12 protein-coding genes are annotated in these 11,347 nt (G+C 68.5%); 8 read left to right on the top strand and 4 right to left on the bottom strand.

The annotated features are described in order from the left end of the window. Nucleotides 1–2 precede the first annotated feature (2 nt). The 4 genes from MSG_RS15805 (at nt 3) to MSG_RS15790 (ending at nt 2,897) form a co-directional block, all read left to right on the top strand. The gene (locus tag MSG_RS15805; protein WP_096444588.1) at nt 3–1,112 is read left to right on the top strand and encodes a class I SAM-dependent methyltransferase; all 1,110 of its coding nucleotides are present in this window, start codon (nt 3–5) and stop codon (nt 1,110–1,112) included. Next, a complete protein-coding gene (locus MSG_RS15800; RefSeq protein WP_142404478.1) occupies nt 1,109–1,420 on the top strand; it encodes a hypothetical protein in 312 nt (103 codons plus the stop codon). The genes MSG_RS15805 and MSG_RS15800 overlap by 4 nt, the downstream gene beginning before the upstream one ends. 4 nt (nt 1,421–1,424) lie before the next feature. Further along, nucleotides 1,425–2,246 (top strand): serine hydrolase domain-containing protein, encoded by an 822-nt coding sequence (locus MSG_RS15795; RefSeq protein ID WP_096441051.1) that lies wholly within the window; start codon nt 1,425–1,427, stop codon nt 2,244–2,246. A gap of 138 nt (nt 2,247–2,384) precedes the next feature. Further along, nucleotides 2,385–2,897, top strand: a complete 513-nt coding sequence (locus MSG_RS15790) for a DUF3145 domain-containing protein (protein WP_096441049.1) — start codon at nt 2,385–2,387, stop codon at nt 2,895–2,897. 6 nt (nt 2,898–2,903) lie between these two features. On the opposite strand, the gene MSG_RS15785 is transcribed toward MSG_RS15790, so the two are convergent. From MSG_RS15785 to MSG_RS15770, 4 genes are all read right to left on the bottom strand, one after another. Continuing rightward, nucleotides 2,904–3,650: an esterase gene (locus MSG_RS15785; RefSeq protein ID WP_232011043.1), complete on the bottom strand. Its 747-nt coding sequence runs from the start codon at nt 3,648–3,650 to the stop codon at nt 2,904–2,906. Between the two features lie 10 nt (nt 3,651–3,660). Next, nucleotides 3,661–4,167, bottom strand: a complete 507-nt coding sequence (locus MSG_RS15780; RefSeq protein ID WP_096441047.1) for an Rv2253 family sensor-like surface protein — start codon at nt 4,165–4,167, stop codon at nt 3,661–3,663. Between the two features lie 68 nt (nt 4,168–4,235). Next, on the bottom strand, nt 4,236–5,165 hold the full coding sequence (locus tag MSG_RS15775) for a diacylglycerol kinase (protein ID WP_096444586.1): 930 nt from the start codon (nt 5,163–5,165) through the stop codon (nt 4,236–4,238). A 14-nt stretch (nt 5,166–5,179) separates the two neighbouring features. Next, the gene (locus tag MSG_RS15770) at nt 5,180–6,769 is read right to left on the bottom strand and encodes an FAD-binding oxidoreductase (protein ID WP_096444585.1); all 1,590 of its coding nucleotides are present in this window, start codon (nt 6,767–6,769) and stop codon (nt 5,180–5,182) included. A 47-nt stretch (nt 6,770–6,816) separates the two neighbouring features. On the opposite strand from MSG_RS15770, the gene MSG_RS15765 reads away from it, so the two are divergent. The 4 genes from MSG_RS15765 to MSG_RS15750 all read left to right on the top strand — a co-directional run bounded on the left by MSG_RS15765 (nt 6,817) and on the right by MSG_RS15750 (nt 11,326). Continuing rightward, nucleotides 6,817–7,386, top strand: a complete 570-nt coding sequence (locus MSG_RS15765; RefSeq protein WP_096441045.1) for a TetR/AcrR family transcriptional regulator — start codon at nt 6,817–6,819, stop codon at nt 7,384–7,386. After that, nucleotides 7,386–8,918, top strand: a complete 1,533-nt coding sequence (locus MSG_RS15760) for a glycerol-3-phosphate dehydrogenase/oxidase (protein WP_096441043.1) — start codon at nt 7,386–7,388, stop codon at nt 8,916–8,918. The genes MSG_RS15765 and MSG_RS15760 overlap by 1 nt, the downstream gene beginning before the upstream one ends. A 133-nt stretch (nt 8,919–9,051) precedes the next feature. Beyond that, on the top strand, nt 9,052–9,678 hold the full coding sequence (locus tag MSG_RS15755) for a TetR/AcrR family transcriptional regulator (protein WP_096444584.1): 627 nt from the start codon (nt 9,052–9,054) through the stop codon (nt 9,676–9,678). 79 nt (nt 9,679–9,757) lie between these two features. After that, nucleotides 9,758–11,326: an FAD-dependent monooxygenase gene (locus MSG_RS15750; protein WP_096441041.1), complete on the top strand. Its 1,569-nt coding sequence runs from the start codon at nt 9,758–9,760 to the stop codon at nt 11,324–11,326. The last annotated feature ends 21 nt before the right edge of the window (nt 11,327–11,347 follow it).

The raw sequence follows: 11,347 nt of genomic DNA, 5'->3' as shown, positions 1-11,347 counted from the left end.
CCATGGACCTTGAGCAACCGCCGCGACAACGAGCAGGTGTAGCGTCCGAGAGCGTGACGATTGTGGAGACCACCGAAGACTTCACCGGACGAATGATCGCCGCACTCGACGGCGCGAGCCTCGCGATCCTGCTGAGCATCGGCCACCAGACCGGCCTGCTGGACACCATGGCCGGACTCGGTCCAGCCACCAGCGCGCAGATCGCGGACGCCGCCGGCCTCAACGAGCGCTACGTCCGGGAGTGGTTGGGCGGCATGACCACTGGGCACATCGTCGACTACGACGTCGACACCGACGCCTACGCGCTGCCCGCCCATCGCGCGGCCGTGCTGACGCGCGCCGCCGGGCCGCACAACCTGGCTTTGGTGTCCGTGTTCCTTCCGCAACTCGGCGAAGTCGAACAGAAAATCATCGGCTGCTTCCGCAACGGCGGCGGGCTGCCGTACAGCGAGTTCAACCGTTTCCACGCGCTGATGGCCGAGCAGAGCGCCGCGGTCTTCGACATCGCGCTCGTCGACGTCGTGCTGCCGTTGGTCGACGGCTTGCCCGAACGGCTGCGCGCCGGCGCGGACGTGGCCGACTTCGGCTGCGGCAGCGGTCACGCGATCAACGTGATGGCACAGGCGTTCCCGGCGAGCACGTTCACCGGCATCGACTTCTCCGCGGAGGCCATCGCGACCGGCGTTGCCGAGGCCGGCCGCCTCGGGCTGACCAACGCGGCCTTCGAGGCCCACAACCTTGCCGAGCTGGACAAGGTCGAGAGCTACGACGTCATCACCGTGTTCGATGCCATCCACGACCAGGCCCAGCCGGCGCGGGTGCTGGACAACATCAATCGCGCCCTGCGACCCGGCGGCGTGTTCCTGATGGCCGACATCCGGGCATCCAGCCGCCTCGAGGACAACGTCGACGTCCCGATGAGCACCTACCTCTACACCGTCTCGCTCATGCACTGCATGACGGTGTCGCTGGCGCTCGACGGCGCCGGGCTCGGCACGGTGTGGGGCACCCAACTGGCCACCTCGATGCTCGTCGACGCCGGTTTCGACGATGTTCGAGTGCTCGAGGTCGACTCCGACCCGATCAACAACTACTACATCGCCACGAAGTGACGCCGCCGATGGGATCCCCGGGCTACGACGCCATCCCCGCTGAGGACATCCAGCGGGGCGACAACATCGAATTTCCCGTCGACGACCCGGGGGTGAAGTGGTACGTCGAGGAAGGCAGGGCCTCGAAGCCCCCTTGCGATCAGCCGGGCGTGCAGTGGTACGTCGAGCAGCGAGTCGGCGAGGTGCTGGTCAGCCCGCTGGGCGATCTGCACACATTGATCGTGAAAGAGGTCGGGGGGCCGGGAGCCGAAGTCGAGGTCCGAGTCAGGGCCCAGGTGCAGGTCCGCCGCCACCGCCGGAATCACTGATCAGGTGACGGCACTCGACGCTCTTGGCCACTGGCCGGTGGCCAATGCCGCCGCGGCAGTGATCGGACCGGCCGGCGTGCTGGCCGGTCACGGCGACACCGAGCGGGTGTTCGTGCTGGCATCGGTGACCAAACCGTTGGTGGCCCGCGCCGCGCACATCGCCGTCGAGGAGGGCGTCATCGACCTGGCCACCGCCGCCGGGCCGCCCGGCTCCACGATCCGGCACCTGCTTGCGCATGCGTCGGGCCTGGCGATGAACAACGACCACGTGCTGGCCGCGCCCGCAGCGCGGCGGATCTATTCCAATTACGGCTTCACCGTCCTGGCCCAGACCATCGAGCGGGAGTCGGGCATCGAGTTCGGCCGCTACGTCACCGAAGCCGTGTGCGAACCGCTTGGGATGGCGTCAACCCGGCTCGACGGCGGCGCGGCGGCAGCCGGGTTCGGCGCGACCTCGACGGTCACGGACCTGGCGGCCTTCGCCGGTGACCTGCTGCGCCCGTCGACGGTTTCGGCGCAGCTGCACGCCGAGGCGACCCGCGTGCAATTCCCGGGCCTGGACGGCGTCCTGCCCGGATACGGCGTGCAGCGGCCCAACGACTGGGGGCTGGGTTTCGAGATCAGGGACGCGAAATCGCCGCATTGGACGGCCGCCCGGAATTCGGCGCGCAGCTACGGTCATTTCGGCCAGGCGGGCGGCTTCATCTGGGTCGATCCGGACGCCGACCTGGCGCTGGTGGTGCTCACCGACCGCGATTTCGGCGAGTGGGCGCTCGCGCCGTGGCCGGCGCTCAGCGACGCGGTGCTGCTGCAATACATCAAATAGGCATCGAGCACTAGCGCAACACGGGTATCACAAGGCACAATAGACACGCAGGACACAAAAACTTCATGCAGCACTCTGCTCACCGGGTTCGCCAGGTCGTTGGGGAAGACGTCCCTCGCGGAACCGAAGGAGCAGTAGATGCGCACGTCGAATCAATTCGCCGACATCACGGCGGGCGTGGTGTACGTGCACGCCTCGCCCGCGGCGGTGTGCCCACACGTCGAGTGGGCGCTGTCGTCGACCCTGCAGTCCAAGGCCAATTTGGTGTGGACGCCGCAGCCGGCGATGCCCGGGCAGCTGCGCGCCGTCACCAACTGGGTCGGACCGGTGGGTACGGGGGCGCGGCTGGCCAACGCCCTGCGCTCCTGGACGGTGCTGCGATTCGAGGTCACCGAGGACCCCAGCCCCGGGGTGGACGGCCAGCGGTTCAGCCACACGCCGCAACTCGGGTTGTGGAGCGGGTCGATGAGCGCGAACGGCGACATCATGGTCGGGGAGATGCGCCTGCGCTCGATGATGGCCCAGGGCGCCGATACGCTGGCCGCCGAATTGGATTCGGTGCTGGGGACGGCGTGGGACGAGGCGCTCGAGGTGTACCGCGACGGCGGCGACGCCGGCGAAGTGACCTGGCTCAGCCGCGGCGTCGGCTAGGCGCGGTTACAGTCCGGGACTGAGCGTCGACGCGATCGCGGTGCGCGGCACCGACACCTGGGTGGCCTCCAGCGCCGGCTGCAGCGCGTTCTGGTCGAAGAAGAAGAGGACGGCACCGTCGGTGATCGCGAAGCTTTGGTAGTTGGCCGGATTGAGTCCGGCGTCGTCGGGGATCGACACGGCGGCCCCGTAGCGGTCGGCGAGGGTCTTCTGCACGATCGGCAAAATCGCCTGCAGCGGTTGGCTTCCCGGCCGAAACAGTGAGTCGTAGGTGATCGCGGTCCGGGTGGCCAGGTTGTAGTTGAACGATTTGTACCAGGTCAACGGGTGTGCGCCGCCCAGGTTTTGGTAGATCTTGGTCACGACCGATCGGGTTCCGCTTCGCGGCGATCCGGAGTTGTAGCGCTCGCTGGTGACGTCCAGCGCGGTCGGCGACGTGAGCGAACCCGAGGGGCCCCGGGCGTTGCTGTAGTCGTCGGCGGCCTTGCGCAGATATCCGGTGAGCGCGGGCTCGTCGGGGTAGTCGGCCGGGAAGGCCATGGTGATGTTCGAATACGGTCCCGACGCGTCGAAATGGCACATCTGGTTGGCGTCGACTTGCGGGCACATCTGCGTGTCGGCGTGGGCCGCCGCCAGCGACGCGAGTCCCGCGCCGGCCGCGAGGGTCGCCGCGATCGCCACCATCCGCGAGTGCCAGCCGTTGTTCTTGTTCATGGTGTGCAGTAGACCGCGGCGCACTTGGAGGATTCTCAATGCGTGATCGTCAGACCGTCGGGGGGTGCAGCGGGGCGGCCGTTACGGGCATGTCCACGTTGCCTTTACACGCCCCGCTCGTGATGTCCGTGTGAAAGACGCCGGTGAGGACGCCGTTCGGCCCGGGCGTGTAGGCGGTGATGGATTTCGCGGGGTCGTATTCGATGGTGCCGTCGGGCAATAGGCAGTCCCACTTCCACGTCATCTCGCGCACCCATTGGGCACCGTTCCAGGTGAATTCGATGGTTCGCGGCATGGAGTCGTTTTTGGGTGGCGGCGGATCGTCCACCGTGGCGATGCAGGTGCCCGACGAACACTTCGAGCTGATGGAGACGGTGGAATGGTGGGCGTATTCCGGCTGACTGGCCGCAGTACTGGTGCCGACCTTCGCGTTGGCCGACAGCGTCAGCATGTACTGCCCGTTCCACAGTGGATCGGCGGCCATCGCCGCGGGGGACATGAAGGCGCCCAGCGACGTTGCCGCAGTGACGACCATCGCAGCCCTGCGTCCCGACATGTGTTCCTCCCCATGGAGCGGCAAACGCTTTCTGCACACATGTCGAATTCGACCGATCGGCTGTTACATCAGCGCGACGGCGCCGGGCACAGCACCTGCAGCGCGGCCGGCACCGCGTAGATCTCGGCCGGCAACGCGCAGGCGAAGTCGCCGTCGGCGTAGACGTTGATGCCGGGGGAGTCGACGTGAATCGACCTCGCCCGCGCCGTCTTCACCTCGTCCAGCTGGACATGGGTGCCCTTGAACACTGTCGGAAACAGGCGTAGCAGCCTGGTGCGGCCGGCCTCGGTCACCATGGTGATGTCGAGCAGGCCGTCGGTGGGATCGGCGTTGGGGCAGACCAACATTCCGCCCCCGTAACTGCGGGTGTTGCCGAAGGCGGCCAGGGTGAGTTTGGCGTCGAGTTCCTCGGTGCCGTCGATCACCATCCGGAACGGCAGGAGCCGCAGCTGCGACAGCTCGGCGACCATCGCGGTGTAGTAGCGCAATCGCCCGTGCGGCCAACGCATCCGGTTGGCGCGATCGGTCACCAGAGAATCGAAGCCGGTGGCCGCTACGGTGCCGAACCACTTGTTGGTGCCCTTGTCGTCGCGGATTCGGGCCAGGTCGATCGTTTCTGTCCAGCCGTCGACGACAATATCCGCGGCGGCCTCGGGATCCTTTGTCGGAATTCGAAACTCACGGGCATGGTCGTTTCCGGTGCCCGCCGGGATGATGCCCAGCGGAATGCCGGTGCCTGCCAGGACCTGCAGCGCGTTGGACACGACGCCGTCGCCGCCGGTGACCATCAAGGCGTCGGTGCCCATTTCGAGCGCCGCCCCGGCGAGATGGCGGGCGTCTTCGGCGTCGTCGCCGATGATCTCGATGACCTCGATGCCCTTGTGCTGCAGCCGGGCGATGGCGACCTGCGCGGCGCGAATGGCCGCGCCGTGTCCGGAGGCGGGGTTGGTCAGCGCGGTGACCTTGCCGATCTCGCGCCGCTGCCGATGCCCCGCCACCGGACGGTTCGCGGTCACGGAATCAGCTTGCCCGGGTTGAGAATTCCGGCCGGGTCGAGCGTCGTCTTGACCGCGCGCAACACCTGCACCCCCAGGTCGCCGACTTCGGCACCCATCCACGGCCGATGGTCGGCGCCGACCGCGTGGTGATGGGTGATCGTGCCGCCGGTGGCCATGATCGCGTCCGACGCAGCCCTTTTGGCGGCCTGCCACTGCTCTATCGGGTTGCCGCGCTGGCCCGCGACGACGGTGAAGTACAACGAGGCGCCGGTGGGGTACACGTGCGAAATGTGACACATCACCAGTGCCGGTGTCCCGGATTCAGCCAACGCGGCGGTGAGCGCGTCGGTGACGGCGGCCTTGAGCGCCGGAACATTCGACCAGTCGGCGGCGGTTTCGAGGGTCTCGCACAGTGCGCCCGCCGACAGCAGTGAGTCGCGCAGATAGGGCGCGGCAAACCTGCCGCGTTCCCACGCCCGCGCAGGTTCCTCACCCAGCGACGTGCCGCCGTGAGCGGCCAGCAGCGCGCTGGTTTCGGCCTGTCGGCTCTCGACGTGTTCCTCGGTTCCCTCGAACACCGTGATGGCCAGGCAGCCGCCGGTGATCTGGCTTTCGCCGATGGACTCGGTGGTCGCGAGGTTGATGCCGGTCTCGACTTCGTCGGAGAGGCGAATGACGGTGGGGCCGCTGGCATTCTGCGTGACGGCGCGCAGCGCGGCCGCGCCGGTCGCGAAGTCGGGAAACGACCATGCTTGGTAGCCGATGGCTTCCGGCGCGCGGTGCACGCGCAGCCGCACCTGCGTGATGACGCCCAGCGTGCCCTCCGAGCCGATCAGCAACTGGCGCAGGTCGGGCCCAGCGGCCGATTCCGGCCCGCGGCCCAGCTCCCAGGCGCCCACCGGCGTGATCACTCGCAGCCCGCGCACCATGTCGTTGAAGCGGCCGTAGCCCGCCGAGTCCTGACCGGACGACCGGGTCGCCGCGAAGCCGCCGAGGGTGGCGTATTCGAAGCTCTGCGGAAAGTGGCCCAGCGAGAAGCCGTGTTCGCCGAGCAGGCGTTCGGCGTCGGGCCCGGTGACGCCCGCCCCGAAGACGGCCTGTCCGGACACCTCGTCGAGCGACACGAGCTGGTCGAAGCGCCGCAGGTCGAGGGAGACGACGGCATGGAAGTCGGCGCGCGTGGGGTTGAGGCCGCCGACCACGTTGGTGCCGCCGCCGAACGGGATGACGGCGATCGAGTGCTCGGAGCAGTAGCGAAGAACTTCCAGGACGGCGTCTTCACCGTCGGGGCCGCCGGGCAGCAGAATCGCGTCGGGCGCGTCCTGCTCGCCGGTGTCCTTGCGACGCAGCAGGTCGATGGTGGACTTGCCGCCGGCGTGCAGGAGCCGATCGCGGTCACCGGTGCGGCAGAATTCCGCTCCGACGATCGCGGCCAGCGCGTCTCGGTCGGCTTCTGGCAGCGCCGACGGGCGCAGCACCACGTCGTCGACAGACAGTTCAGCTGAGCCCGAATCATGCAGTCCCACAGCCTGTTTCAACAGGGACCGGATACCGTCGGACAGCGGTTTGGCCGCCGCGGGATCTCCCCACGCGTTCCATTTCATCGGTGGCAGGAGCCCGTCGAGATCCGTCATGCGTTACAGTATTACATATGCTGTCAATCAGTAACGCACCCACGGACAACGGTGAGCGGATCCTGGCGGCCGCGGCCAGCTGCGTCGTCGACTTCGGGGTGGACCGGGTGACGCTCGCGGAGATCGCGCGGCGCGCGGGGGTCAGCCGGCCGACCGTCTACCGGCGCTGGCCGGACACGCCCTCGATCGTGGCGGCGCTGCTGACCCGGCACATCACGGCCGTGATGCAGGAGGCGCCGTTGCGCGGCGACGACCGGGAGTCCCTGGTGCAGCAGGTTGTCGCGGTCGCCGACCTGCTGCGCCGCGACCGGCTGGTGATGTCGGTGCTGCACTCGCAGCTGGCGCCGATCTACATCACCGAGCGCCTGGGGGCCAGCCAGCAGATGTTGATCGACGCCCTGGCCGAACGGTTGCGGGCCGCCCAGCGGCACGGCAGCGTCCGCGCCGGCGACCCGCTGCAGCTGGCCACCATGGTGCTGCTGATCACCCAGTCGACCATCCAGTCCGAACAGATCGTCCGGCCGATCCTCGACGCCGACGCGCTGACCGCCGAACTCGCCTACTCGCTCAACGGATACCTGTCCTGATGGCCGCCGCGCTGACCACCCTCAATGCCGGCCGCCGCGAAGCCGACCTGACCGCACTGGCCGACGGCGAACCACTGGACGTGATCGTGATCGGCGGCGGGATCACCGGCGCGGGAATTGCCCTCGACGCCGCATCGCGCGGCTTGCGTGTGGCGCTGGTGGAGAAACAAGATCTGGCGTTCGGCACCAGCCGCTGGAGCTCGAAGCTCGTCCACGGCGGTCTGCGCTACCTGGCCACCGGCAACGTGGGCATCGCCCGGCGCAGCGCCGTCGAACGCGGAATCCTGATGTCGCGCAACGCCCCTCATCTCGTGCGCGCGATGCCGCAGCTGGTCCCGTTGCTGCCGTCGACGAACCACGCCAAGCGAGCGTTGGTGCGTGCCGGATTCCTGGCCGGTGATGCGTTGCGGGCCCTCGCCGGCACACCATCGTCGGTGCTGCCGCGATCGCGCCGGGTGAGCGCCGGGCGCGCGATTGAGCTGGCGCCGACGGTTCGGCGCGACGGCCTCGACGGGGGGCTGCTGGCCTACGACGGCCAGTTGATCGACGACGCGCGGCTGGTGGTCGCGGTCGCACGCACCGCCGCCCAGCACGGCGCCCGGATCCTCACCTATGTCGCGGCGACGCGGGCAACCGGAACGTCCGTGCGGCTGACCGATCAGCGCACGGGTCAGTCGTTCGACGTGACGGCCGGCGCGGTGATCAACGCGGCGGGAGTGTGGGCAGGCGAGATCGACGAGTCGCTGCGGCTGCGGCCCAGCCGCGGCACCCACCTGGTTTTCGACGCCGCCGCGTTCGGCAATCCGACTGCGGCGCTGACGATTCCGATTCCCGGTGAGCTCAACCGCTTCGTGTTCGCGATGCCCGAGCAGTTGGGCCGCGTCTACCTCGGCCTCACCGACGAGGCCGCCCCCGGCCCGATACCCGATGTCCCCGAGCCGTCCGCCGACGAGATTTCGTTCCTGCTGGACACGGTGAACACCGCGTTGCAGACGTCGCTGACGGCGGCCGAGGTCATCGGCGCCTACGCCGGCCTGCGGCCGCTCGTGGATACCGGGGAGGGCCGGACCGCCGACGTCTCACGCGAGCATGCCGTCGTCGAGTCGCCGTCGGGGGTCATCAGCGTCATCGGGGGCAAGCTGACCGAGTACCGCTACATGGCAGAAGACGTGCTGGACCGCGCCATTGGGCTGCGCCCGTTGCCCGCCGCGCGCTGCCGGACCCGCAACCTGCCGCTGATCGGCGCGCCGGCCAACCCCGGTTCGACGGTGGCGCCGATGGCGGGCCTGCCCGAGTCGCTGGTCCTGCGGTACGGGGCCGAGGCGGCCCACGTCGTTGCCGCCGCCACCTGCGCGCGGCCGGCCGACCCCGTCGCCGAGGGCATCGACGTGATCCGGGCGGAGTTCGAACACGCCGTGACGCACGAGTGCGCCCTGACCGTCGACGACATCCTGGACCGGCGTACCCGGATCGGTCTGGTGCCGCGCGATCGCGAGCGCGTCGCAGCCGCGGCCGCCGAATTCCTGGCTTAAGAGCGCGACCCGAACCACACCGCGAATTTCGTCGGGCAATTTCGCGGCCACGTCCGACTAGCGAGGTCGGGTGCCTTGTCGGCTAGTAGACTTAGTGGAACTGATCTGTATCGTCTTTGCGAAGGGATTCACGATGACCGCCGATGAGCGAGCGGGGCGCCCGGCGCGTCGTTCCGCGGGCAAAAATCCGGGACGCTTCGACCCGTCGCTCGACGCCGTCATCCTGGAGGCCGCGCTGCAAGCCCTGGCGCAACGCGGCTACGACCGGATGACGATGGACGACGTCGCGGCCCGCGCGAGGGTCGGAAAGGCGGCGATCTATCGACGCTGGTCGTCGAAGGCCACCGTGGTGGCCGAGGCGATCGCTCACTGGCGACGAGGGCGTGCGCCCGTGGCGCCACCGAACACCGGAACCCTCCGCGGCGACATCAATGCCCTGGTAGCGGCGGTTCCGGAGGCCGATGAAGCGGCATCGAGCGTGATCAAGGTGATCCTCGGCGTGGCGACGGCGGCGGTGCACGATCCGGTGCTCGCCGCGGCGCTGGATGATCTGGTGCTGTCGATTCCCCGTCAGATCATCCGGGCGGTGCTCGACCAGGCCGTGGCCCGCGGCGAGATCCCGGCCGACCGCGACACGACCCTGATACCCGACGCCCTCCTGGGGCTCAACGTCCTGCGCCTGATGACGGGACGGCCGGTCGATCGCGTCTACGTACGACGCATGCTCGACCAGATCTTGCTACCGCTCATCGCCGGCTAGAGCTTGCGCACGGCTGCGGACGGTGCCAGGCTAGGACATCGAACGAAACTATTTCGTTCCGCCTAGAGAGGACCCGGGGATGAAGACTGCGCATACCCCCGTGCTCATCGTCGGCGCCGGCGCAGCCGGCCTGGCCACGTCCGCCCTGCTGGCCAAGCACGGGGTTCGCTCCCTGCTGGTGGAGAAGAGGCAGGAGATCTTCGTCTACCCCAAGGCTCGGAACCTGAGCTTTCGCACCCTGGAGATCCTGCGCGGCCTGGGCCTGAGCGACCAGGTGCATGCGGTGGCCGACGGGGTTTCCGAGATGGTCGTCAAGCCAACGCTGAACAGTGTCGAGGAGGCGCAGGCCATGGACATCGACGCGTTGTTCGTGCCGTTCGCCGGCCTGACTCCCGAGCCGGCCGCCCAATACTGCCCGCAAAGCAAGCTCGAGCCCATGCTGCTGACTGAAACGCGCCGGCGCGGCGGCGAGGTCCGCTATGGAACGGAGCTGGTGTCGTTCGAGCAAGACGATGACGGCGTGACAGTGGTTGTCCGCGAGAGTGATTCGGGCCGGACGGAGACGTTGCGCGCCGACTATCTCGTCGCCGCCGACGGTGTGCACAGCCCCGTGCGAGACCTGCTCGGCGTGACCACCGCCGGGTATGGCGCACTGCCGATCTACGTCGTCTTCGTCTACTTCAAGGCACCGTGGCGCAAGTTCGTTCCGCACCTGAGCGACGGGGACGCCGTGCAGGTCAAAAACGCTGACGTGGATGGGATATTCCTGGTGGTCGAGGGCGATCTCGGCATGTTCATCACTACCTATCTGCCGGGCCAAGGCGAAACGGCGGAACAATTCACGTCCCAGCGTTGCGCCGAGCTGCTGCTCCACGCCGTCGGTGAGCCGATCGACATCGAGATCATCGAGGTGGCCCCGTGGCAACCATACGAGCGGGTCGCCGATCAATTCCATTGCGGCCGAGTGTTTCTCGTCGGCGATGCCGCCCACACCATGCCGCCGTTCAAGGCCGGGGGCGCCAACACCGCGATCCAAAGCGCGCAGAACCTGGCCTGGAAACTGGCAGCCGTGTTGAACGGCCCGGCCGAACCCGCGCTGCTGCGCACCTACCACGCCGAGCGGCATCCCATCGGGCGGTTCAACGCGCGCCAGTCGCTGACCGGGCCCTCGCTCGCCATGCTGAGGTCCAATGACGACCGGCCGCTGCTGCCGCCCGAGGACGAGGCGCCGATGTTCGCATTGCTCATCGGGTATCAATACCATTCGGCGGCAGTCGTTTCCGGTGCGCCCCAGCCCGCGGATCCGGATGCCGTGTCGCTGGTGGAGGAGTTGCGCGGGCAGCCGGGTACCCGCGTCCCGCATGTGTGGGTGCGCGGCGGTGTTTCGGCGCTGGACCTGATCGACTCCGAGTTCACCGTGCTCACCCGCGCTGAGCGATGGTGTGCCGCCGCGGCTTCGGCGTCGCTACCGGCGCATCGCATCGACAGTCCGCAATGGGCGGAGATCACCCGGCTCGGGCCGGGCGGCGCGCTGCTCGTGCGTCCGGACGATTTCGTCGGCTGGCGCGCCCAGGAGTTGCCCGACGACCCGGAAGGCGCACTATGCGAGGCGATTTCGACGATCCTGGGCCGGTGCGGCCGCGCCTAACGCGGTGGCGGCTTTTCGTGC

The organism is Mycobacterium shigaense, assembly GCF_002356315.1.
Lineage (GTDB): Bacteria > Actinomycetota > Actinomycetes > Mycobacteriales > Mycobacteriaceae > Mycobacterium > Mycobacterium shigaense.
This window is presented reverse-complemented; position numbering and strand designations above follow the sequence as displayed.